Source organism: Kitasatospora sp. HUAS MG31 (assembly GCF_040571325.1).
Classification (GTDB): domain Bacteria; phylum Actinomycetota; class Actinomycetes; order Streptomycetales; family Streptomycetaceae; genus Kitasatospora; species Kitasatospora camelliae.
Window position 1 is genome coordinate 1,001,874 of the sequence record NZ_CP159872.1, and the last position, 21,541, is coordinate 1,023,414.

Annotated in this window: 27 protein-coding genes and 3 pseudogenes; 14 read left to right on the top strand and 16 right to left on the bottom strand. The window is 74.3% G+C overall.

All coding sequences use genetic code 11. From position 1 onward, the window contains the following. Positions 1-100: 100 nt before the first annotated feature. Entirely contained in the window at positions 101-718 is a 618-nt protein-coding gene (locus tag ABWK59_RS04840; RefSeq protein WP_354638090.1) for a TOPRIM nucleotidyl transferase/hydrolase domain-containing protein, read from the top strand. 32 nt (positions 719-750) lie between these two features. Here the strand turns inward: ABWK59_RS04840 and ABWK59_RS04845 are convergent, their stop codons facing one another. Continuing rightward, a complete protein-coding gene (locus ABWK59_RS04845) occupies positions 751-1,431 on the bottom strand; it encodes a phosphotransferase (RefSeq protein WP_354638092.1) in 681 nt (226 codons plus the stop codon). A 190-nt stretch (positions 1,432-1,621) separates the two neighbouring features. Here ABWK59_RS04845 and ABWK59_RS04850 point away from each other — a divergent pair, with 190 nt between their 5' ends. Continuing rightward, positions 1,622-1,789, top strand: coding sequence for a hypothetical protein (locus ABWK59_RS04850; protein ID WP_354638094.1), 168 nt, complete (start codon positions 1,622-1,624; stop codon positions 1,787-1,789). A gap of 21 nt (positions 1,790-1,810) precedes the next feature. On the opposite strand, the gene ABWK59_RS04855 is transcribed toward ABWK59_RS04850, so the two are convergent. Further along, entirely contained in the window at positions 1,811-2,386 is a 576-nt protein-coding gene (locus tag ABWK59_RS04855) for a TetR/AcrR family transcriptional regulator (RefSeq protein WP_354638096.1), read from the bottom strand. A 115-nt stretch (positions 2,387-2,501) separates the two neighbouring features. Here ABWK59_RS04855 and ABWK59_RS04860 point away from each other — a divergent pair, with 115 nt between their 5' ends. After that, positions 2,502-2,945 carry a nuclear transport factor 2 family protein gene (locus ABWK59_RS04860; protein WP_354638097.1) on the top strand — a complete coding sequence of 148 codons (444 nt, stop codon included), beginning with the start codon at positions 2,502-2,504 and terminating at the stop codon, positions 2,943-2,945. A 107-nt stretch (positions 2,946-3,052) separates the two neighbouring features. Here ABWK59_RS04860 and ABWK59_RS04865 read toward each other — a convergent pair whose 3' ends face one another. Further along, positions 3,053-3,388 (bottom strand): hypothetical protein, encoded by a 336-nt coding sequence (locus ABWK59_RS04865; protein WP_354638099.1) that lies wholly within the window; start codon positions 3,386-3,388, stop codon positions 3,053-3,055. 145 nt (positions 3,389-3,533) lie between these two features. Further along, positions 3,534-4,043 (bottom strand): DUF1877 family protein, encoded by a 510-nt coding sequence (locus ABWK59_RS04870; RefSeq protein WP_354638101.1) that lies wholly within the window; start codon positions 4,041-4,043, stop codon positions 3,534-3,536. Positions 4,044-4,200: 157 nt separating this feature from the next. Here ABWK59_RS04870 and ABWK59_RS04875 point away from each other — a divergent pair, with 157 nt between their 5' ends. Then, positions 4,201-4,626: a VOC family protein gene (locus tag ABWK59_RS04875; RefSeq protein ID WP_354638103.1), complete on the top strand. Its 426-nt coding sequence runs from the start codon at positions 4,201-4,203 to the stop codon at positions 4,624-4,626. Between the two features lie 28 nt (positions 4,627-4,654). Here ABWK59_RS04875 and ABWK59_RS04880 read toward each other — a convergent pair whose 3' ends face one another. From ABWK59_RS04880 to ABWK59_RS04890, 3 genes and pseudogenes are all read right to left on the bottom strand, one after another. Further along, on the bottom strand, positions 4,655-5,068 hold the full coding sequence (locus tag ABWK59_RS04880) for a cytidine deaminase (protein WP_354638105.1): 414 nt from the start codon (positions 5,066-5,068) through the stop codon (positions 4,655-4,657). Between the two features lie 106 nt (positions 5,069-5,174). Beyond that, positions 5,175-5,813, bottom strand: a complete 639-nt coding sequence (locus ABWK59_RS04885; RefSeq protein ID WP_354638107.1) for a S1 RNA-binding domain-containing protein — start codon at positions 5,811-5,813, stop codon at positions 5,175-5,177. A gap of 235 nt (positions 5,814-6,048) precedes the next feature. Continuing rightward, positions 6,049-6,257 (bottom strand): annotated as a pseudogene (locus ABWK59_RS04890) (TetR family transcriptional regulator); the annotation flags it as partial. A 2-nt stretch (positions 6,258-6,259) separates the two neighbouring features. On the opposite strand from ABWK59_RS04890, the pseudogene ABWK59_RS04895 reads away from it, so the two are divergent. Beyond that, positions 6,260-6,481, top strand: a pseudogene (locus ABWK59_RS04895) (FAD-dependent oxidoreductase); the annotation flags it as partial. Between the two features lie 50 nt (positions 6,482-6,531). On the opposite strand, the gene ABWK59_RS04900 reads toward ABWK59_RS04895, so the two are convergent. Together ABWK59_RS04900 and ABWK59_RS04905 are read right to left on the bottom strand one after the other, a co-directional pair. Beyond that, a complete protein-coding gene (locus tag ABWK59_RS04900; RefSeq protein ID WP_354638108.1) occupies positions 6,532-7,389 on the bottom strand; it encodes an alpha/beta fold hydrolase in 858 nt (285 codons plus the stop codon). 37 nt (positions 7,390-7,426) lie between these two features. After that, positions 7,427-7,711: a hypothetical protein gene (locus tag ABWK59_RS04905; protein ID WP_354638110.1), complete on the bottom strand. Its 285-nt coding sequence runs from the start codon at positions 7,709-7,711 to the stop codon at positions 7,427-7,429. A 177-nt stretch (positions 7,712-7,888) separates the two neighbouring features. Here ABWK59_RS04905 and ABWK59_RS04910 point away from each other — a divergent pair, with 177 nt between their 5' ends. The 4 genes from ABWK59_RS04910 (at position 7,889) to ABWK59_RS04925 (ending at position 10,657) form a co-directional block, all read left to right on the top strand. Then, positions 7,889-8,665, top strand: a complete 777-nt coding sequence (locus tag ABWK59_RS04910; protein WP_354638112.1) for a nucleotidyltransferase domain-containing protein — start codon at positions 7,889-7,891, stop codon at positions 8,663-8,665. Between the two features lie 71 nt (positions 8,666-8,736). Then, positions 8,737-9,147 (top strand): VOC family protein, encoded by a 411-nt coding sequence (locus tag ABWK59_RS04915; protein ID WP_354638114.1) that lies wholly within the window; start codon positions 8,737-8,739, stop codon positions 9,145-9,147. A gap of 87 nt (positions 9,148-9,234) precedes the next feature. Beyond that, positions 9,235-9,861 (top strand): glyoxalase, encoded by a 627-nt coding sequence (locus ABWK59_RS04920; RefSeq protein WP_354638116.1) that lies wholly within the window; start codon positions 9,235-9,237, stop codon positions 9,859-9,861. A 130-nt stretch (positions 9,862-9,991) separates the two neighbouring features. Next, positions 9,992-10,657: a LysE family translocator gene (locus tag ABWK59_RS04925; RefSeq protein WP_354638118.1), complete on the top strand. Its 666-nt coding sequence runs from the start codon at positions 9,992-9,994 to the stop codon at positions 10,655-10,657. Positions 10,658-11,047: 390 nt separating this feature from the next. Here ABWK59_RS04925 and ABWK59_RS04930 read toward each other — a convergent pair whose 3' ends face one another. After that, positions 11,048-11,602 (bottom strand): hypothetical protein, encoded by a 555-nt coding sequence (locus tag ABWK59_RS04930; protein WP_354638120.1) that lies wholly within the window; start codon positions 11,600-11,602, stop codon positions 11,048-11,050. Positions 11,603-11,823: 221 nt separating this feature from the next. Here ABWK59_RS04930 and ABWK59_RS04935 point away from each other — a divergent pair, with 221 nt between their 5' ends. Beyond that, positions 11,824-12,633 carry a ferritin-like domain-containing protein gene (locus ABWK59_RS04935; RefSeq protein ID WP_354638121.1) on the top strand — a complete coding sequence of 270 codons (810 nt, stop codon included), beginning with the start codon at positions 11,824-11,826 and terminating at the stop codon, positions 12,631-12,633. 10 nt (positions 12,634-12,643) lie between these two features. Here ABWK59_RS04935 and ABWK59_RS04940 read toward each other — a convergent pair whose 3' ends face one another. Beyond that, positions 12,644-13,765, bottom strand: a complete 1,122-nt coding sequence (locus ABWK59_RS04940) for an FAD-dependent monooxygenase (RefSeq protein ID WP_354638122.1) — start codon at positions 13,763-13,765, stop codon at positions 12,644-12,646. 92 nt (positions 13,766-13,857) lie between these two features. Here ABWK59_RS04940 and ABWK59_RS04945 point away from each other — a divergent pair, with 92 nt between their 5' ends. The 3 genes from ABWK59_RS04945 to ABWK59_RS04955 all read left to right on the top strand — a co-directional run bounded on the left by ABWK59_RS04945 (position 13,858) and on the right by ABWK59_RS04955 (position 16,791). Continuing rightward, the gene (locus ABWK59_RS04945; RefSeq protein WP_354638124.1) at positions 13,858-14,463 is read left to right on the top strand and encodes a TetR/AcrR family transcriptional regulator; all 606 of its coding nucleotides are present in this window, start codon (positions 13,858-13,860) and stop codon (positions 14,461-14,463) included. A gap of 240 nt (positions 14,464-14,703) precedes the next feature. Further along, a complete protein-coding gene (locus ABWK59_RS04950) occupies positions 14,704-15,168 on the top strand; it encodes a VOC family protein (RefSeq protein ID WP_354638126.1) in 465 nt (154 codons plus the stop codon). A 234-nt stretch (positions 15,169-15,402) separates the two neighbouring features. Continuing rightward, a complete protein-coding gene (locus ABWK59_RS04955) occupies positions 15,403-16,791 on the top strand; it encodes a serine hydrolase domain-containing protein (RefSeq protein ID WP_354638128.1) in 1,389 nt (462 codons plus the stop codon). A 109-nt stretch (positions 16,792-16,900) separates the two neighbouring features. On the opposite strand, the gene ABWK59_RS04960 is transcribed toward ABWK59_RS04955, so the two are convergent. Further along, complete coding sequence (locus tag ABWK59_RS04960) at positions 16,901-17,809, bottom strand: NADP-dependent oxidoreductase (RefSeq protein ID WP_354638129.1); 909 nt, start codon at positions 17,807-17,809, stop codon at positions 16,901-16,903. Positions 17,810-17,877: 68 nt separating this feature from the next. Beyond that, a complete protein-coding gene (locus tag ABWK59_RS04965) occupies positions 17,878-18,948 on the bottom strand; it encodes an alkene reductase (RefSeq protein ID WP_354638130.1) in 1,071 nt (356 codons plus the stop codon). A 221-nt stretch (positions 18,949-19,169) separates the two neighbouring features. Here ABWK59_RS04965 and ABWK59_RS04970 point away from each other — a divergent pair, with 221 nt between their 5' ends. After that, a complete protein-coding gene (locus tag ABWK59_RS04970) occupies positions 19,170-19,697 on the top strand; it encodes a MarR family winged helix-turn-helix transcriptional regulator (RefSeq protein WP_354638132.1) in 528 nt (175 codons plus the stop codon). Positions 19,698-19,721: 24 nt separating this feature from the next. Here the strand turns inward: ABWK59_RS04970 and ABWK59_RS04975 are convergent, their stop codons facing one another. From ABWK59_RS04975 to ABWK59_RS04985, 3 genes and pseudogenes are all read right to left on the bottom strand, one after another. Further along, positions 19,722-20,420, bottom strand: a complete 699-nt coding sequence (locus ABWK59_RS04975) for a hypothetical protein (protein WP_354638134.1) — start codon at positions 20,418-20,420, stop codon at positions 19,722-19,724. Continuing rightward, positions 20,417-20,971 carry an RNA polymerase sigma factor gene (locus ABWK59_RS04980; RefSeq protein ID WP_354638135.1) on the bottom strand — a complete coding sequence of 185 codons (555 nt, stop codon included), beginning with the start codon at positions 20,969-20,971 and terminating at the stop codon, positions 20,417-20,419. Before ABWK59_RS04980 ends, ABWK59_RS04975 begins: the two co-directional genes overlap by 4 nt. A 219-nt stretch (positions 20,972-21,190) precedes the next feature. Continuing rightward, positions 21,191-21,472: pseudogene (locus tag ABWK59_RS04985) on the bottom strand (VOC family protein); the annotation flags it as partial. Positions 21,473-21,541: the final 69 nt, after the last annotated feature.

The window sequence follows — 21,541 nt, forward strand, 5'->3', positions numbered from 1 at the left end:
CCGGGGCGTGATCGGATGAGCATGATCGGATGAGCGCGATCGGATGAGCACGATCGGAAAATCCGTGTCGCCGCCGCGTGGGCAGGAGCAGAATCGCCCCGTGACGGACATGCGAGCGTTCCGGGATGCGGTGACCAGCTGGGCGGGGGGCGGCCCCGGTGAGCCGGCGGGCGAGCTGGCCGTCCGGCTGGGCCTGCGGACCGCGGTGCTGCTGGAGGGGCCGAGCGACCTCGCGGCCGTCGAGACGCTCGCCGAGCGCCACGGCCGGGACCTGGCCGCCGAGGGGGTGTGCGTCCTGCCCATGGGCGGGGCGATGAACGCCGGCCGCTACGCCGCGCTCCTCGGGCCGCCGGGGCTGGGGCTCGGCCTCGCCGGGCTGTGCGACGAGGGCGAACTGGGCTTCTACGACCGTGCGTTGGAGCGGGTCGGCGCGCCGCGCCACGGGCTGTTCGTCTGCGCGGCCGACCTGGAGGACGAGCTGATCCGCGCGCTGGGCGTGGACCGGGTGGAGGAGGTCCTCCTCGCCGCGGGCGACCTCCCGGCCTGGCGGACCTTCGTCCGTCAGCCCGCGCAGCGCACCCGGCTCCCGCAGCAGCAGCTGCGGCGCTTCCTCGGCACCAAGAAGGGCCGCAAGATCCGCTACGGCCGCCTCCTGGCCGAGGCCGTGGACGCCGCGCGGGTCCCCGCACCCCTTCGCGACCTGCTCGCCCACCTGTGACACCGGTGACCGGAGCTCACCGGTGACCGGCGTCAGGAACGGCCCGTCGCCGCGATCAGGGCCACCGCCTCGTCGAGTCGGCCGATCTCGTCCGGGCTGAGCGTCGGGTTGGCGGCCCGCCGCGTCCTGGCCAGCGCCAGGTGCTCCGCCTCGATGCCGCCCGTACCGCCCGTATCGCCGAGGTGGCGGAGCAGCGGGGCGAGGACGGCGCGGGCCATGACGGCGACGGCGGGCATGGTCAGGGCCGCCTGGGCGAGGATCAGCGCGGCCATCGCCGTGTCCAGGCCGGGCGGTCCCTCCTCCGACGTGGCCCAGTCGATCACGACCGGTCCCTGCGCGGTCAGCACCACGTTCTCGGGGTGGAGGTCCAGGTGGAGGACGCGGTGCCCGGGGTCGTCCGAGACCCGCGCGGGGATCGCGTGCAGCCGGCCGAGCAGTCCGGCCAGCGTCTCCCCCGCCCACGCGGCCGTGATCGCACCGCCGGCCAGGGCCTCCACCATCGTCGGCCCTGACAGCCGCTGCATCACCAGGTCACCCGGTTCCGCTCCGGGCCACGCGGCGGGAACCGGGTACCCGTGCTCCGCCAGGTACGCCATCACGGCGGCCTCCCCGGTCGCGTCCTCACCGCCCCGGTAGCGGCGCAGCACCCGTCCGCCCTCCAGCGCGAACACGTCCGCCGTCCGGCCGGCCCCCACCAACTCGCCGATCTTCATCCCGGGAACGTACCGGGAGCCGCCCGGGCCTCGCCAGTTCCGTGGGCCGGTTCCGTTGGCCGGTCCCCGGGCCGTGTGGGCGGGCGCGGCCGGGGAAGCCGCCCGGTAGCGGACCCGCACAGTCGGACCCGGGCCGGCACCATCGGACCCGTGCCACCGGGCCCGCGGACACCGACGGAAGGACGAGACCATGAGCACGCCCGAGAAGGACAGGCCGCAGCCCGACGAGGAGACCCGGGAGCGGTCCGCCGAGGAGCGGTCGATCACCGCGCCGACACCGGCGGACGTCCGGGCCAAGGCGGAGGGCCGGGGCCGGGACGAGCCCGAGCCGCCCGCCGCGGACCGACAGGCGCCGTAGCCGTGCGGCCGGCGTCCGCCCTCAGCGCGGGCGCAGGCCCTCGAAGACCACCGAGTAGATCCGTTCCCGGCCGTCCGGGTCCGCTCCGAGCTGCTCCATCGCCGCGCCGGTACCGGCCAGCAGGGCGAGCAGCTCGGCCAGGCCCAGGTCGGGGCGGACCGCGCCGGCCCGCTGGGCCCCGGTGAGCAGGACGTCCAGCCGGTCCCGGATGGCCGCGCTGGACTCCTGCAGCGTCGAGTGCACGTCCACGCCGGCCGCGGCCAGGGCGCGGGCGAAGTCGTTCTTGCCCGCGGACTGGTCGATCAGCAGGCGGAAGCAGTCGAAGAAGGCCGCGGCGGGCTCGGACCCGGCGGCGAGCTCCGCGGTCCGGTCCGCGATGCTCTCCAGCCGGCGCACCATCACCGCCTCCAGCAGCGCTTCCTTGGTCGGGAAGTGCCGGAAGAGCGTGCCGACCCCGACGCCGGCGGCGCGGGCGATCTCCTCGGTCGGCACGCCGACGCCCCGGGTGGTGAACACCTCGGTGGCCACGTCCAGCAGCCTGGCCCGGTTACGGGCCGCGTCCGCCCGCAGCGGGCGCGTCCGGGCGTCGTCGCCCATCGCTCACACCTCTTCCCGTCGGCGGCAGGCGCCACCGCTAGACAACCGGAGTCGGCAGTCCGTATCGTGAAAACGGAGTCACCAGTCCGATTCTAGGTTCTTCCGGAGGTTCGTCATGCCCCAGACACGGTCACCGCAGGAAGTGTTCCACCATCTGCTCGCCGGCATCACGGAGGGGCGGTTCTCGGAGCTGGCCGCGCTCTACGCCGAGGACACGGTGGTGGAGACCGTGTTCGAACCGGTCGGGCCGCGCCGCTTCGAGGGCCGGTCGGTGCTCGCCGAGCGGTTCGCGGCGGTGGCCGAACACTCGCCGATCGAGTTGAGCGCGTCGAACGTGGTGGTCCGGGAGACCGAGGACCCGGAGGTGATCGTCGCCGAGTGGGACTACCGAGTGCACCACCGGGCGACCGGGAAGACCTTCGACGCGGCCAACATCCAGGTGCTCCGGGTCCGCGACGGCCTGATCGTCAGCAGCCGGGACTACCACGACCACCTGGCCCTGATCACGGGCGGCGGCGACCTGCCGCGACTGGTCGCCGCCCTGGAGCAGCAGGGCTGACCCGCACGGAGACAGGCCCGCCCCGGGCACGGTACGCCCGGGGCGGGCCTTTCGGTGTCGGACGCCGACCGCGCGGGCCGCCGGCGCCCAGATGGGCCGGCAGACCGTCAGCGCGGGTCGGCCGGGAGGGTCCAGGCGTACCAGCCGTGGGCCGGGACCCGGGGCCTGCGCCGCCACTGGGCGGCGACGGCGAGGGTCACGCCTCCCGAGCCGAGGGTGGAGAGGAAGGACAGCGCCATCACGCCCGAGCGCACGACGTTGGAATCCCCCAGGACGGTCAGCCACACCAGGGACGAGCCGACTGCCATGAGCACCAGCAGCGGGATCCGGAACCCCCGCGGGACCTGACCGCTGAGCACGGCCACGCCGAAGCCGAGGACCGCGGCCGGCACGATGGCCAGGGCGAGGCCGAGGACGAGGAAGACGAACAGGAAGAGGACCACGGTGACTCCCCAGGAGCGGTGAACAGCCCAGGTCGCGGGCAGGTGGGGGCCGCCCCCCGCTTCCCGGTGGGCGGCCTTCCGGGGAAGATCCTGACAGATGTTTTGAACGCGTTCAAGACGGGAGTGGCTCTCCGCTCCTCGGCGGTCAGTCGATCCAGGTCACCACGGCGAGACCGCGGTCCGCCGCGCCGCGGTGGAAGTCGCGCAGGGCGGTGAACTGCCCCCTCAGGTACGCGGTCAGGTCCCCGTGGAAGCCGTCGAACCCGCACATCCGCGCCGCCTCCTCCGTGTCCCCGGGAAGCCGGGCGAGCATGGCGTCCACATCGACGGCGTCGAGCAGGCGCGAGACCTCCGCCACCGCCTCCGGGGCCAGCAGCGCGGGCGGGTCGCCGAACCCGTCGTAGACCGTCTCGTGGTCGAGGAACCGGAGGACCTCCGTGCCCTCGCAGCTGCGTTCCACCGCCCCGACCAGGACGGGGTCGGCCGCGACCCGGCGGAGGTACCGTTCCAGGCCCCAGATCGCCCAGTTCAGGTCGAGCGCGTCCTCGGCGGGCGGGTCCCAGCCCGGGTCCCCGTCGGGAGCGTCCTCGGCGTTCCGGCGGCACCGCGCGAGGTACTCCGGGCTGACGCGGGCGAGTTGCTGGGTCAAGGCCATGGGGGAAGTCTCCCGGCGTCGCCGGTCGCCGTCATCCCGGTTTCCGCCCGGACCGGCGGGCCGCCCGCAGCAGCGGCGTCCCGCCGGGACAGACCCCCGTCAACCTGCGGATTCCCACGGGGAATTGGGTGCTGGAGGGCCCTGCTATGGTGATCCGATGGCATCGGTCAAGCAATTCCAGGTCACCTTCGACTGCGCGGAGCCCGAGCGTGTCGCCCGCTTCTGGTGCGAGGTGTTGGGGTACGTCGCACCGCCGCCGAAGGGATTCGCCACCTGGGAGGAGTACACCGAGGCACAGCCGCCCGAGGAGCGGGGTTCCTGGTTCGCCTGCGTCGACCCCACAGGTGTGGGCCCGCGCCTGTACTTCCAGCGCGTTCCCGAAGGCAAGGTCGTCAAGAACCGGGTGCACCTCGACGTGCGGGTCGGCACCGGACTCGTCGGCGAGGAGCGCCTCGCCGTACTGGAGGCCGAATCCGCACGCCTGGCCGCGCTCGGCGCCGTCCGCGTGCAACTGCTGTACGACGGCACCGACTCGTGCATCGCGATGCAGGACATCGAGGGCAACGAGTTCTGCGTCGACTGAGCATGCTCCGGGAGGGCGGTGCCGGCCTCTACTCCGCGTCGAGCTGGTGGTCCGCCCAGACGTAGGTCTCCGGCAGCAGGTCGGCGATGGCCACGCTGCGGACGCGGTCGCCCGTCCCGACGATGACCCTGACGGCGGGGAAGTAGTCGAGGAGGACCTGCCGGCAGCGCCCGCACGGCGGCACGACGCCCCGGTCACGGTCGCCCACCGCGACGATCGTGTCCAGCTCATAGGCGCCCTGGGCGGCCGCCGCCCCGATCAGGACCAGCTCGGCGCACGGGCCGCCCGTGAAGTGGTAGGCGTTCACCGCGGTGACGATGCGGCCGTCCGCGGCGCGGGCCGCGGCCGCCATGGTGTGGTTGTCGCCCCGGCAGCGGGTACGGGCGACCTCGGCGGCGGCCTGGATCAGCTCGTGGTCGACGGGGTGGGTCTGCGCGGTCATGTCCTCTTCCTCCAACGGGGTGCCAGGCGACGTTGCCCGCAGCCGGCGGGGGCGCGCAAGTGGATATCGCCGCCGCGCACCGAAGCCGACCGCGGGTCCGCCGCGTTCACCGGGTCGATGCGGGTGCCTGCCTTCGCGAGAGCGTCAGCCTGCGCCACTCCCGGTCGAGTTCGGTGACGACGACCGCGACCTCGTCGCCGACCGCCAGTACGTCCTCCGGCGTCCGCACGGGCGTCCACGCCGGCTCTCCGAGTGGGATCAGTCCCTCGATCCCGTCGGCCACCTGGACGAAGGCGCCGAAGGGAACCAGCCTGGTGACGCTGCCGCTCAGTGTCCGGCCCACCGCAAGCCCGTCGGCGAAGGTCTGGAACGGGTCCGGCTGCGTCGCCCGCAAGGACAGCCGGGCCTCTCCGTTCCAGGTGTCGAACTGAAGGAACACGCAGGAGACACGCTCCCCGACCTGGACGACGTCCGAAGCCGACTCGAAACGGCGCCAGGACAGTTCGGGGTGGGTGATGAATCCGACGCCGGGGAAGACCGGATGGCCGGGGCCGTCGTCCAGCGCCACGAACACGCCGAACGACTCGATCGCGGTGACCGTGCCGGAGAGGATCTCGCCACGGTCGAGCCGCTTCAGGAACCTCCAGAGTTCCGGGTGCGCGGTGGCCGCCATGGACAGCCGGACACGGCCCTCGCCCGGGTCGACGGCGATCACCTCGGCGGTGATCCGCTGACCGACCTCCACGGCGTCGCTCCGGGACCGCCCCCAGGGCAGGTCCAGCGGACCGACCGATCCCGGCGGCCCGGCGGGGAATCCGTCCAGCGTCACCGCCACGCCGTGAGATCGGGTGATCCCCGTGGCCACCCCGCTGCAGACGTCACCGACGTGAATCGTCGACAGAAGGCTCCGTACCGCCTGATCGTCCGAGGTTCCGTCCATTCCGGCAGCCTCTCACGCAGGCCGCACACGGGTCTTGGCCTTAGCGCAGAGCCGCCGCGACCAGGCCTTCGAGGGCGTCGCGGGGACCTCGCCGCCGTTCAGGAGGTGGTCGAAGACCAGGCCGTCGATGCAGGTCAGCAGGGTGTGGCTGCGGGTCTCGACCTCGGTGACGCCGCGGGCGGCGAGGAACCGGCGGACGGCTTCGCGGCCGGCGTTCTCGCGGGGGACGAGGATCTCGCGCAGTTCCGGGTCGCTTCGCCGACCCGCGCTGGCCGAGCTGGGCCGGCGGTTCGGCGACTGGCCCGACCCGATCCCCGCCCTGCTCGAAGCGACCCGGGCGGAGGCCGTCCTGCACCATGACGTCCACGAACTCCGTACGCCGCTGCCCTCGTTCACGGTCGGCCGGGTCGCCCTGCTCGGCGACGCCGCCCGCGCGATGACCCCGAACCTCGGGCAGGGCGCCGGCCAGGCCACGGGGCCGCCGGGCCCGACCGGTGCTGCCGCCAGCTGCCGTCAGCGGCCGTCAGCGCATGGCGGTGTGGCGGAGGACGGCGGGGACGACCGTCGGCCAGTCGGCGCGGGTGATGCCGTGGCCCGCGTCCGGCAGGGGGAGCAGGGTGGCGCCGGGGATCCGTCCGGCGAGGGCCTCGGCGTGCGGGAGCGGGAACAGCGGGTCGGCGGTGCCGTGGATCACCAGGGTGGGGACGGCGATCGAGGACAGGGGTGCGTGCGGGAGTTCACCCTCCGGGAGGGTGTCGTGGTGGCGGGAGGCGGTGAAGTCGCGGGCGCGCGCGACGTCCTGGCGGACCAGGCTGCGGGCGGCGGGCTCGTCGAAGGGCCTGCGGCCTCCGGCGAGGAGGCGGGCATAGGCGACTTGGTACTCCACCAGCGCGTCGGTGTCCGCCCAGTCGACCTGCGCGGAGGCGATGAAGCGCAGGAACTCCTCGGTCGGCGGCGGGAGTTCACGGCCGTCCGGCAACGCGGCGGAGGTGCTGACCAGGACCAGGGAGAGCACCCGGTCCGCGTGGCCGAGCGCCAGCAACTGGGCGAGCGCCCCTCCGGCCGAGACGCCCAGGACGTGCGCGGCCGCGATCCCGTGGCCGTCGAGCACCCGGACGGCGTCGGCGACCAGGTCCGCACCGGTGTAGCCGGGACGGCCCGGCGGGTAGGTGGTGGACCGGCCGGTGTCGCGGTGGTCGTAGCGGAGAACGAAGCGCCCGCCCTCGGCGAGCAGCCGACAGAAGCCCTCCTCCCACCAGAGCATCGACGCGCCGGTACCCATGATCAGCAGGAGGGCCGGATCCGCCGGGTTGCCGAAGGCTTCGGTGCACAGCTCGATCCCGTCCACCGCGACCACCCGCTCGATCGCCCGCTCGGCCATCGCCGCTCGCCGTTCCCCCGCCGTCGTGGCCGCCGCGCTAACCGGCGGCCACGACCTCGCCGGCCGTGACCTGGGGCGGGTTGGGGAGCAGCTCGGCGAGGTTGTCCCGGACGAAGTCCGCCGCCGCCGCGATCGACGCCGATGCCCCGGCCTCGTCCTCGTAGACGCTGGTGGAGATCATCACTCCCCCGCCGGCGTCGACCCAGTAGTAGGCGACGAATCCGGCGACCTGCCGCAGCAACGGCAGGAAGCCCTCCTTCACCCGGCGCCCCGCCTCCGCGGGGTCGGTCACGCCTTCGTACCGCCGAACTGCCGCGTACACGGTGATCTCCTCGTCCTCGGGGCCGTTGCGCGCGACCCAGGCCGCTGCGCGCGGACCGGCACACCCCCGACGGCAGTCGCCGGGGAGGGCGCGCCCGGGGCGCGGCCGGGGAGCGGCCGGCCCGGACGGCCGGTGGCCCCCTCGACGGCCGGGCGGGTCCCGGTCCAGGCTTCTCCCATGACATCCTCCGTCTCCGTGACCGACGGCGCGACCCGGCTCCTGCTCGAACGGTTCATCGGGGATCTCCGGCCGCTGCCCTCGCTGGTGGCGGTCTGGGCGCACGGTTCGCTGGCGGGCGGCGACTATCGGGCGGGCCCCAGCGACCTCGACCTGGTCGCCGTCCTGGACCGGCCCTGCTCCCCGGCGGAGGAGGCGTGGCTGAACGCCCTGCACGCCCGGCTGGACGCGGAGGTCCCGTCGGCCGCGCGGCTGCACTGCAGCTACCTCGCCGCCGGGGAGCTGGACGACCCGGACCTCCGGCATCTCACCTGGGCACACCGGGAGTTGATGCGGCGCCCCGTGACACCGGTGACCCGCCGGGAACTGCACGCGTTCGGCCGGGTGCTGTCCGGTCCTGCGCCGGCCGGTCTGCTGCCGCCGGTGACCGACCGGGAGCTGGCCGAGTTCGTGGCCGGCGACCTGCGGGACTACTGGCGGCCCGCCCTGGCGGATCCGCTGCGGTGGCGGCGCGACATCTGGGTCGACCTGGGCCGGCTGACCCTGGCCCGGGCGACCGTGACCCTGCGGACCGGCCGGCTGATCACCAAGGCCGAGGCCGTGGACGTCCTCGCCGAACTCGGCGCCCCCGCCGAGCTGGTGGCCGACGTCCGGCGGCGCCGCTACGGCCGCCCCGCCCCGGTATCGGAAGGGTGGGACACCCAACGGGCCGAGCTCACCAGGGACTTCCTCGGACCTGCCATCGACCGGGCGCTGGCGGCGGCAGCGGGGAGGTGAGCACCGCCCGCGCGTCGCTATCGTGACGGACCTTCAGGACATCTGCGGCACCGGGGCCTTAGCATGCGCGCATGGACCTCACCATTCACACCACCGTCCTCCCGCACGACGACCCGGAGGCCTCCCTCGTCTTCTACCGCGACGCGCTCGGCTTCGAGGTGCGCAGCGACGTCGGGCAGGGCGCGATGCGCTGGATCACGGTGGGGCCGGCCGGCCGCCCCGACACGTCCATCCTCCTCGCGCCGCCGGCCGCCGACCCCGGCATCACCGAGAGCGAGCGCCGCACCGTCGCCGAGATGATGGCCAAGGGCACCTACGGCTGGATCCTGCTGGCCTCCCCCGATCTGGACGGCGTATTCGAGAAGGTGCGGGCCGGGAACGCCGAGGTGGTCCAGGAGCCGACCGACCAGCCGTACGGCGTCCGCGACTGCGCCTTCCGCGACCCCGCGGGCAATCTGGTCCGCATCCAGCAGGCCGGCTGACCGGCTGACCAGGGGGGTGGGAGTGACGGCCCGATCGATCAGGATCGGAGAAGCGCTGGTCGTGGGGTCGCTCCTAGCGTAGGGGGCATGACGAACATCGCATCCCTCACCCTTGAGGTGGCCGACACCGCGGCCGCCGAGCAGTTCTACTCCGCCGCGTTCGGCCTGGACTCGCGGCTCCGGCTGCGGGCCTCGGAGGCGGCGACCTCCGGCTTCCGCGGGTTCACGCTGTCCCTGGTCGTCGCCCAGCCGGCCGAGGTCGACAGCCTCGTCGGCTCCGCCGTCGAGGCCGGCGCCACCGTGCTGAAGCCCGCCGCGAAGTCGCTCTGGGGCTACGGCGGCGTCGTCCAGGCCCCCGACGGGACGATCTGGAAGGTCGCGACCTCGGCGAAGAAGAACACCGGCCCGGCCACCCGGCGGATCGACGAGGTCGTCCTGCTGCTGGGGGTGGCGGACATTTCCGCGACCAGGAAGTTCTACGTCGAGCAGGGCCTCACCGTGGCGAAGAGCTTCGGCCGCATGTACGTGGAGTTCGCCGCCGGGGCCGGGTCGGTCAAGCTGGGCCTGTACCGCCGGCGCGCCCTCGCCAAGGACGCCGGGGTCTCCCCCGACGGCAGCGGATCCCACCGACTGGCGATCGGCGGCTCCGGCGCACCGTTCACCGACCCGGACGGGTTCGCCTGGGAGGCCGCGGCGCCCGTTGCCGCGTCCTGAGCGGCCGGTGCGTTCCGTCCGGGAGGGCCTCCCCCTGGGGCGGACCGTCCGGGACGGACCGTCCGGGAGGGACCGTCCGTTCCGGGGCCGGCCGGAGGCTCGCGGGGGCCCGGCGCTAGGGTGGGGGTCCATGGCAATCGGCACCGCACTGTGGTCCTTCACCCTGCTGGTCGGGCTCCTCACGCTGACGCCCGGACTCGACACCGCACTGATCCTCCGCACCTCGGCGCTCGGCCACCGCCGCCGGGCCTGGGGCGTGGTACTCGGCATCCAGACCGGCACGCTGATCTGGGGCGCCCTCACCTCCGTCGGCGTCACCGCCGTCCTGACCGCCTCCCACCTGGCGTACGAGATCCTGCGCTGGGCCGGCGCCGCCTACCTCCTGTGGATGGGCGCCCGCATGGTCCTCAGCACGCTGCGCAGCCGGACCTCCCCGACCGGGGCCGATCCCGCCGCGGAGGAGCCGGTGCCCGCAGCCGGCGGGTCGCCGGCGGGCGGGTCGCTCGTGTCCGGGTGGCGGCAGGGCACCACGACCAACCTGCTCAACCCGAAGATGGGCGCGTTCTACGTCGCCCTGCTCCCCCAGTTCATCCCGCCGGGCACCCCGCACCTGCCGATGGGCCTGCTGCTCACCGGCATCCACATCCTCCTGGGCCTGACCTGGTCGGCGGTCCTGATCGCCTTCGCCCACGTCCTGCGCGGATGGCTCAGGAAGCAGCGGTCCCAGCGCCTGCTGGACCGTCTCACGGGCACCGTGATCGTCGGCTTCGGCATGCGGCTCGCCCTGGGTGACTAGCGAACGTGACCGGGTCCTCCGTTCGAGGCATCAACCCCGGTAGCCGGTTCCGGGCACACGAGGCTCGAACTCCCCGCACAGCGGGATCACCGTCCACCTCCACAGCGATGATCCCGGACGCGACGTCGCCCCGGAGCACTATTGTCCGCGAACATCCGAGCCGGGACCAACTCACCACGGTGCTCGGCCAGGAACGCGGTCACTGGCGGGCGGGCGACTGGATGGACGGGATGCCGCTCGTGCTCCGCACACGTGACTGTCGCCGCGTGACCATCATCGGGGCGGAGATGGAGCCACCGCTCAACAGGGCGTGCGAGGCTCGCGGACAACGACGACTGATCGTCCCCGAGCTCGGCCCGCTCGAGTAACACGACTGCGCAGGGCCGGGGTTCACCCGACTCCGGGCAGGGCCGCCGGGATTCGGCCGGTGTCCACCCATGAGGTGATGACCGGTTCCTGGGGCATTCCGAAGGCCGCCGCCAGCAGGACGTGCAGCAGGAGTTCGGTGGCCGTCACGAGCAGCAGCGGGGAGGAATCCCGGCCGTGGCCCGCCCGGTCGATCACCAGCCGGCCGGCGGGCAGGGTCCCGCTGGCGAGATGTGTCCGCAGGCCGGTGACCGGAGCATGGTCCAGCCATTCGGGCAGGCCCGGCAGGTGCGTACCGGGGAGCAGCCCCGGCTGCGGCGTCGGCTGGTCCGTCTCCCCCAGCCTGACCCGCCAGTCCAGCCGGTCGCCCTCGTCCGGCGTGAACTCGCCGCCCACCAGGGCCATGGACCGGTAACCGCCGTGGTTCCTGCGCAGTTCCAGGACCACGCGGGACCGGATGCCCGCGGTGGCCGGGCGCGCGAGAGCCAGCCCGCCGACCTGGCGCTCGCCCGGCAGGGCGAACTCAGGACGGTCGTCGTCGAGTGCCGCTTCTACGCCGAGCGTCCTCACCATGAACACGCCGAGCTCCTCCCTTTCCCGCACCACCGGAACCCGCGACGCGAGCGCGCGTCGCCGTCACATGATCCACCGGACGGACCGCGACGGGCGGCGCTTCCGGGAACAGGGCACCCGCGCACCACTCGCCCCGCCGCCGGGGAACGTCTCAACCGCCCGGCCGCGTCCTCTCCGGTCGAGGCGACACCGCCCCGATCGGCGGGACGGGCGTGGAGGGGGTCTGCATGGCTGCATCGGAATTCGCCGCGTGGGTACGGGACTTCGCGACCGAACGGGACCGCCGCGCCGCCGGAGCCGACCCCGACTGGGAGTCGGGGGCCGTCCTGTCCCCGGCGGTGCGGGCGAGCATCCAGCGCTTCCAGCTCGGCGAGGACGGCGACGGCGCGAACCTGATCGCCAAGGCGGACGCCGCCGGCGACCCGCACTACACCGCGGCGGTGCGGCTGTTCGAGGACGAGGAACACAACCACGCACGGCTGCTCGCTCGGCTGCTCGAAGCGGGCGGGGCGACGACCTCGGCCGGCCACTGGAGCGACACGGTGTTCGCGCGAATGCGCCGCGCGGTGGGGCTCCACGCCGAACTGCTGCTCCTGATGGTCGCGGAGGTCGTGGCCCTGCGCTACTACCGGGCGCTGCGTGACGGCACCGAGGACCCGCTGACCTCGGAGGTCGCCCGACGCATCCTGGCGGACGAGGAGCGGCACATCCCGTTCCACTGCGCGCGGTTGCACGCGTCGATCGCGCAGCTGCCCCGCGCGGCCCGACGGCCGGTGCTGGCGGGCTGGCGGATGCTGCTCCTCGGCGCGGGTCTGGTGGTGGCCGCCGACCACGGGCGGGCGTTGCGCGAGCTCGGGGTCGGGCGGGGACGTTTCCTGGCGGACGTGGCGGGGTCGGCCGGGCCGGTGGTCGCGGCGATCGTCGGCACCGACCCGCCACGGGTACCCGCCGAATTGGCGGAGCCCGCCGCCGCAGCCCGGCCCCCGCACCCGCACCCGCACCCGAGGAGCGGGTACCGGCTCCGGCCGAGGGCTTAGGACGCCGGGCCTACAGCCCGCCCGGCCGTAGGCGGGCGGCGAGGTTGCGTGTGGCGAGGCCGAGGCGGGTGGCGGGGACCAGCAGGGCGGCCGCCCGGGTGATGCCGCGCTGCTTGGGGGTCACCCGGGTGCGGTGGGCGGACTCGTAGCGGCGGAGGGCGGTGGCCGGGTCGGCGGGGTGGGCGGCGAGGGCCTCGGCCAGGGTGTGGGCTCCGGCGGTGGCGAGGCTGGAGCCGTCACCGAGGAGGGAGACGCAGGACGCGGCGTCGCCGAGCAGCGCGGTCCGCCCGTTCGCCCAGGTGGGGAGGTCGACCAGGCTGACCGCGTCGAAGTAGAGGTCGTCGGTGTGGCGGAGCCGTTCGAGCAGGTCGGGCACGCGCCAGCCGAGGCCGGCGTGGGACTCGGTGACGATCCGCCGGTGCAGGTCGGTGTCGCGGTGGTCGAAGGAGGTGATGTCCGGTCTGCGGAAGATGAAGGCGGTCAGGGCCCGGTCCCGGGAGGGGTGGATGGAGACCAGCCGTCCCGGCGCGTTGTAGAGGACGACCTCCTGCGGGTCCTCCACCGGCTCGCCGAGCGGCGCGGTGGCGACGAACAGGCCGGTGGGCCGGACGAACGCGCACTCGGGGCCGAAGGCCAGGCGGCGCACGGTGGAGTGCAGGCCGTCGGCGCCGATCACCAGGTCGAAGCGGCGCGGCGCGGCCCGTTCGAAGGCGACGTCCACGCCGTGCTCGTCCTGGCGAAGCGAGGCGATGCCGTCGTCGAAGAGGAACTCGGCGTCCTCGCGGGCCGCTTCGTACAGGACGGCGGCGAGGTCGCCGCGGGGCAGCTCGACCTCGCCGCCGTCGGAGCGGCCGCGGCCCGCGGGCATCCGGACCCGGGCGACCTCGCGCCCGGAGGCGTTCAGCACCCGCACCACGGTGGCCGAGGTGGCCGAGGCCCGCAGCCGTGGCAGGAGACCCATGGCGTCGACGACCGGCAGGGCCGCTCCCCGGACGTCGACCGGGCTCCCGCTGGAGCGCAGGTCCCGGGACTTCTCCACCACCGTGGGGCGGAATCCGTGGCGGGCCAGCCAGTAGGCGAGGGTGGGGCCGGCCACGCCGGCACCGGAGATGAGAACGCTGCGCGGAGTCATGACACGACCATAAATGCACTCAGTGCAGATTTGCAATCGATGCAGACCCGCACTGGGCGCAGCTCTGCGTCGAATGCGCTACGGTGTGCCCCATGTCCCTCCGCGACCGCAAGCGCGCCCGCACCCGCCAGGCCCTGATCGACGCAGCCGTGGAGCTGTTCGAACGTCAGGGGTACGACGGGACCACCGTCGCGGACATCGCCGCCGCCGCCGAGATCGGCACCCGCACCTTCTTCAGCTACTTCGCCAGCAAGGAGGAGCTGCTGTTCCCGGAGTCCGACGCGCGCGTCCGGGCCGTCACCGAGGCCATCGCCGGCCGCGCGCCGGAGGAGGGACCGGCCGAGGTGCTGCTGCGGGCGCTCGGCACGGTGCCGGACACCGGCGACGACCTGGTCAGCCCGCTGGCGGCCCTGCGCCTGCGGCTGATCCGTACCGTCCCCGCCGTGCGCGGTCGCGCCCTGCAGCTCCAGCTCGACGCCCAGCAGCAGATCGCCGGGCAGCTGGCCGAGGCCTTCCCCGACCGGATCGACCCGGTGGGGGCCGCCGCGCTCACGGGGGCGTTCATCGGCGCCATCACCGGCGCCCTCCAGGCCCTGCTCGACACCCTGGACGAGCCCGCCACCCCAGCCGACCTCCACGCGAGCATCCGGCAGGCCACCGACCTCGCCCTCTCCCCCTGGCGGCAGCAGGCGCGGTGACGGCCCGCCGGGCCTGGGCCTCAGCCGCAGCTACCGTCCTGCCGCCGTGCTGCCGCGCCCGGACGGGTGGACGGGCCCCGGACGGCGGGCCGGCTGCCGGGCCGCCGCGCGCTTGCGTGACACGCTGGACCGGTGTGCCCCGGTTGGGCCCGGTCCGTCCGGGATGCCGGGCCGCGTTGGACGACTGCCCCCACGGCCGGTCCTGACCGGCCGTCACGACCACCGGAAAGGCGGGAGACCGTGAGCGTCAAGCCCGTGCCCGAGGACTACCCCCGCATCACCCCGTACCTCTGCATCGACGGGGCCGCCGCCGCGATCGACTTCTACACCGAGGTCCTCGGTGCGACCGAGCGGATGCGGATGCCCGGCCCCGGCGGCCGGATCGGCCACTGCGAGCTGCAGCTGGGCAACTCGGTCCTCATGCTCGCCGACGAGTACCCGGACATGGGCTTCCTCGGACCGAAGACGATCGGCGGCACCCCGCTCACCCTGCACGTGTACGTGGAGGACGTCGATGCGGTGTTCGCCCGGGCCCTCGCCAAGGGCGCCACCGAACTGCGGGCGGTGAAGGACGAGTTCTACGGTGACCGGACCGGCCAGTTCGAGGACCCGTTCGGCCACCGCTGGAACGTGGCCACCCATGTCGAGGACGTCCCGCCGGAGGAGATGGCGAAGCGGGCCGAGCAGGCCATGGGGTCCGCGTAGCCGGACCGCAGCGGCCCCGACGGACAGCGGACGACGGCTCGCGGCGACCGGCCGCGGGCCCGGCCCGGTGGGAACGGCCCGGCGGAAACGGCCCAGCGGGAACGGCCCGGTGGGAGCGGCAGCGGGCCCGGTGGGAACGGCCCCGGGAGAACCTCGTGGCGGGGACGCCCGACAGGCCCTAGGTTGGCGTGCGATCCACCGCCGACCGGCCGACCGAGGGACACCGAGGACCAGATGACCGACCAGCCCGACCTGCCCGACGACCTGCTCCCCACCACCCGCCGCGCCCTCCTGCACCGCACCGCCGTCGCGCAGGCCGAGGGCCGGACGCCCTCCCTGGTGGCCGCGCTGGTCCGGGACGGCCGGCTGGTCTGGAGCGGCGCCCGCAGCATGATCGACGACCATGCGCCGACCGTGGACGTCCAGTACCGGATCGGCTCCCTCACCAAGACCTTCGTCGCCGTGCTGGTGCTGCGGCTGCGCGACGAGGGCCTGCTCGACCTCGCCGACCCGCTGGAGCGCCACCTGCCCGGCACCCCGGCGGACGGGGCGACCGTCGCCGAGCTCCTCGCGCACTCCGCCGGACTCGCCTCGGAGACCCCTGGCCCCTGGTGGGAGCGGACCGAGGGCACCCTGCGCCCCGCCCTCGACGACCTGCTGGAACCGGGGGACGCCCTCAAGCACCCGGCCGGACGCCGCCACCACTACTCCAACCCCGGCTACGCCCTGCTCGGCGCCCTGGTGGAACGGCTGCGCGGCGCGCCGTGGGGCGAGGTGCTGCGGCGCGAGATGCTGGAGCCGCTCGGCATGGACCGCACCACCCTGCTTCCCGAACATCCGCACGCCGGCGGGTTCGCCGTCCACCCGTGGGCGGACGTGATGCTCGCCGAGCCGCTCACCGACACCGGGCTGATGGGCCCGGCCGGCCAACTCTGGTCCACCGCCGCCGACCTGGCACGCTGGGCCGCCTTCCTGGCCGGAGGGGACGACAAGGTCCTCTCGGCCGCGAGCCTCGCGGAGATGCGCCGCCCGGCCGTCGGCCCGGACACCGCCGACTGGACCTCGTCCTACGGGCTCGGCCTCCAACTGCGCCGCCACGACGGGCGGGTGCTGTACGGCCACACCGGTTCCATGCCCGGCTTCACGGCGGGCCTGTGGATCAGCGAGGCGGACGGCCTGGCGGCACTGGCCCTGTCCAACGCCACCACGGGCGCCAACGCCGCCGCGCTGGCCGCCGATCTGATCGCACTGACCGCCCAGCACGAGCCGCGGATGCCCGAGCCGTGGCGCCCGCTGCCCACGGTGGACGAGGAGCTGCTGGCCCTCACCGGCCTCTGGTACTGGGGGACTTCGGCGCACGCCCTGCGGCTGAAGGCCGACCGGACGCTGGAACTCTCCCTGGTCTCCGGGGGCAGCCGCAGCTCCCGGTTCCGCGCCGAGGCGGACGGCACCTGGACCGGGCTGGACAACTACTACGCGGGCGAGACCCTGCGGGTGGTACGCGCCGCCGACGGCTCGGTGAGCCACCTGGACCTCGCCTCCTTCGTCCTCACCCGCGAGCCGTACGGGCCCGCCGAGGCCGTCCCCGGCGGTGTGGACCCGCAGGGCTGGCAGGCGGTCTGACGCCAGGACCGGGCTGCCCCTGGGCGCGTACGCGGTCACCGGCACGGGCCCTGGGACCCGTGCCGGTGACCGCCGTCTCCTACCCGGACAGGGCCCGGCGACCTGCCGGTCAGGGCATCAGGACGGCCTTGCCCCGGTTGCGGCGGGCCTCCAGGTCGGCGTGCGCCCGGGCGGCCTCCGCCAGCGGGTAGGTACGCCAGACCGGCACGGTGAGCTTGCCGGCCCCGGCCAGCTCCGCCAGCTCCGGCAGCGCCTCGCCCGGGATGTCGTCGGCGGCCCCGCTGAAGCGGACGCCGTGCTGCGCGGCCGCCATGTCGGCGATGGTGACGACCCTGGCCGGGTCGCCGGTGAGGGCGACCGAGTCGGCGAGCACGCCGGCGCCGGAGGTGTCGAAGACGAGGTCGACGCCCTGGGGTGCCGCGGCCCGCACCCGCTCCGCCCAGCCGTCACCGTAGCGGACCGCGGTGGCACCGAGGGACGAGACGAGCTCGATGTCCTGCTCACCGACCGTCCCGACCACGCTGGCACCGCGGGCGACGGCCAGCTGCACCGCGATGACGCCCACGCTGCCCGCGGCACCGTGGACCAGCAGGGTCTGACCCGGCTGCACGTCCAGCAGGCGCAGCACCCGGAACGCGGTGCGGCCGACCGTGACCAGGGAGGCGGCGACCTCCCAGGACACGCCCTCGGGCTTGGCCACCGGCCGGTCCAGCAGGGCGTACTCGGCGTAGCCGCCGCCACCCGCGGTGGAGCCGAGGACCTCGTCGCCGACGGCCGCGCCGGCGCCCTCCCCGACGGCGTCGACCACGCCGGCCGCGTCCAGGCCGAGGGTGACGGGGAAGTGCGCCGGGACGGCCTTGGCCATCAGACCGGAGCGGACCTTCATGTCGAACGGGTTCACCGAGGCGGCCCGCACCCGGATCCGGACCTGGCCGGGGCCCGGCTCGGGCGGGTCGACCTCGGTCGGTCGCAGCACCTCGGGGGCGCCGTACTCGGAGAAGGTGATCGCTGTGGACATCGGGGGACTCCCGGGTAGGTAGAGGGGTGCTGTGTTTCACCCTGCGGGTAGGCGTGGCGGGCCGCCGCTCAGGCGGTGAGGACGGGGTAGTCGGTGTAGCCGCGGTGGTCGCCGCCGTAGAAGGTGGACGGGTCCGGGGTGTTGAACGGGCCGCCGGCGGCGAGCCGGGCCGGCAGGTCGGGGTTGGCGAGGAACAGCGCGCCGTAGGCGATCATGTCCGCGGTGCCGTCCTCGACCAGCGTCAGCGCCTCGGGGCCGGTGACCTCGGGGTGGGTGAAGGGGTTGAGGACGAAGGTGCCCGGCCAGGCCTTGCGCAGCCGTGCGGTCAGGTCGCGGTCCGGACCCTCCATCAGGTGGAGGTAGGCCAGGTCGAGGCCGGCGATCCGGTCCAGCAGGACCTCGTAGACCTCGCCCGGGTTGTCCTCGGCGATGTCGTTGAACGGGTTCCCGGGCGAGATCCGCAGGCCCGTCCGGTGGCCGCCGATCGCCTCGGCCACGGCGGTGGCGACCTCGACGGCGAACCGGATCCGGCCCTCGGTACCGCCGCCCCAGCCGTCGGTACGCCGGTTGGTGTTGGGGGCGAGGAACTGGTGGACCAGGTAGCCGTTGGCGCCGTGGATCTCCACGCCGTCGAAGCCGGCCTCGACGGCACGGCGGGCGGCGGCGGCGAAATCGGCGATCGTCTGCCGGATCCCCTCCTCGCTCAGCTCCTCGGGCGTCACGAAGTCCTGCGGACCCTGGTGGGTGTACACCTGCCCGCGGGCGGCCACCGGCGACGGGGCGACCGGCACCAGGCCGTCGGGCAGCAGGCTGGGGTGTCCGATCCGGCCGGTGTGCATCAGCTGCGCGAAGATCACCCCGCCCGCGCGGTGCACGGCGTCGGTCACCGTGCGCCAGGCCGCGACCTGCCCGGGGGTGTGCAGGCCCGGGGTGTCCGGGTAGCCCTGGCCGACCGGCGAGGGCTGGATCCCCTCGGTGACGATCAGCCCGGCGCCGGCGCGCTGCGCGTAGTAGGTGGCCATCAGGTCGGTGGGCTCGGCGGTGGGACCGGAGGCACGGCTGCGGGTCATCGGGGCCATCGCGATGCGGCTGGTGAGGCGCTTGCCGGCCAGGTCGATGGGGTCGAAGGCGGTGGTCATGGGGATTCCTCACTCGGGTGGGGGCGGGGGCTCTGCAGCCCTCCCCCCCGGGATTTACCTGTCCGAACAAGTAAATCCCCGAGGGGCATTCCCGGCCCTTCCCGTGATCCAGATCACACCGAGTCGACCCGACTTCGAGCCCCGGCGGCCCGATCATCCGACCGCGCAGCCGGGGGTGACCATAGGATTGGATGGTCGGACAGGAAAGCGAGGACGAGCGGATGACACAGCCCACGCCGGAGGCCAGCGTCCCGGTGCCGGCCGCGGCCAGCGGCGGACCGATCAGCCACGCGATCTTCCGGCTCGCCCGCCTGCACCGCATGTACGCCGGGCAGCTGCTGCGGCGGATCGGCCTGCACCCGGGCCAGGAGCTGGTCATGATGCACCTCTGGGAGCTCGGCCCCCAGCGGCAGACCGACCTGGTGCGGCTGCTCGACTCCGACGCCGCCACCATGACCCGCACCGTGCAGCGTCTGGAGCAGGCCGGCTTCGTCCGCCGCCGCCCCTCCCCCACCGACAGGCGCGCCTCCCTGATCGAACCCACCGCGGCCAGTCACGCCCTGCGCCGCGAGGTCGAACAGGCCTGGACCCGCCTGGAGGACCTGGTCGCCGCCGGACTCTCCTCCGACGAACGCACGGAGGCCCTGCACACCCTGGAACGCCTGGAGCAGAACCTCGTCCGGGCGACCGACGACCCTGCCCAGGCCGACGACCCTGCCGCCTCCGCCTCCGCCGGCGAGGACCGCTAGGCCCCCTGCCATCCGAGCCTCGGGTCAGCTGAGGAGCAGGCCGACCCCGATCAGCAGGGCCGCGCCCACCAGCAGCGCCAGCAGGAGGACGGTGCGCCGGCCGGCGCCACGGCGGCGGAGCGCCAGGGCGAGCGGGCCGACGGGAGCGGGCTTCTTCTTCATGGTGACCTCCGTGGTGATCGGGACGACCGGGGACCGGGTGTCCCCGGAACCGGGGTCCGCGGCCCGGTGCCAGTGGTCGCGCAGGCGCAGCAGCCGGCGGCGGCGGGAGTGCGCCCGTACCAGGACGGCACCCGCGACGGTGACGAGGAGGGCGGCGAGGAGCGCGGCGAGGAGCGCGGCGAGGAGGGCATCGGCCGCGGTGCCGCGGGCCGCGGTCAGGGCCGTCATCGCGGTCCCGGTCGCCGCCGCGGCGAACACGGCGAGCCTGGCGCCCAGCACCCGGTCCCGGGCGTACAGCGGGCGACGCCTGGTCAGGACCCAGCCGGACAGCGCGGCCCAGGCCGTCCCGACGGCGATCAGTCCGGCGAAGGCGACCCGGGTACGCGCCGGAAGGCTCGCGGGCTCGGTGGCCCACAGCACCGTGAGCAGCACCGCGCCGCAGCCGCCCGCCAGTCCCACGACCAGGTGCCGCAGCCGGGACCGGAGCGAGATCTCCGCCGCGAGGACGCGCTCCAACTCCTCCGGCACGCCACGGGGACCCCTCGGACCGTGCTCGGTCATGCCTCGTATCCCCTCTCGACCAGGGTGGTCCGCAACAGGCGGCGAGCGCGGTGGAGCCGGCTCTTCACCGTGCCGGGCGGGACTCCGAGGACGTCGGCGCAGGTGGCGAGGGTCAGGTCCTGCAGGTGGAAGAGGATCAGCACCTCGCGCTCCAGCGGCGGCAGCCCGGAGAGGCCGGCCCGGATCTCCATCACGGTCAGCAGGTCGCCGAGTCCGTCGCCGGAATCGGCGTCGGCGCTGTCCTCCGGTTCCTCCACCCGCGTCTCGGGGGCCCGGTAGGTGCGCCGCAGATGGTCGGTGACGGTGCGGCGGGCGACGGTGAACAGCCATGCGGCGAACCGCTCCGGTTCCCGTAACCCCGGCAGGCCGCGCACCACGGCGACCCACACCTCCTGGGCGAGGTCGTCCGCGAGATCCGGCGGACCCACCATGCCGCGCACGAAGCGCCACAGCGGCTCGTGCCACCGGCCCACCAGTGCACCGAACACCGCCCGTTCCCCGAGCTGGCAGCGCACCACCACCAGCCCGTCCGACTCCTCGCCGCCGCCCACCGCACCTCCCCAGCGCGCCTCGCCGTGCCTCCCCGTGCCTCACCGTGCCTCACCGGGAGAGTCGTCCCCCGCAGCCGGAAGGTTCACGTCGTCCCGGAGGAACCGGAAGGACGGCCCCTGGACCGGGGCCGGCCGCCGAAGCCGGAGAATCGACGGGTGCGCGAGGATGGCGGGATCGTCGCAGAGGGTCGTCTGGTCCGCGGGCGCGGCCGACCCGCCTCAGCGGGTCGGCTGGCCGAGGCCGAGCAGGTTGCCCTCGCTGTCGTGGAACCAGGCGGCGCGTTCGCCTCGGGCGCCCTTGGCGGCGTAGTGGCCGGCGATCTCGGCGATGCCGTCGCGGGTGCGGAGGCCGGGGACGTCGACCTCCTCGAACTGCACGCCACGGCGCCTGAGTTCCGCCACGAGGGCGTCGAGGTCGTCGACCTCCCAGCCCATCTGGGTGAAGGTGCCGGGCGAGGCCCCGGTGGACAGGAAGAGCGCGAACTCCACTCCTCCGCAGCGGTCGGACCTGACCTGACCTGACCCGACCTGACGGCCGGTACGCCGACGGCCTCCGAGGCAGCGGGTGCT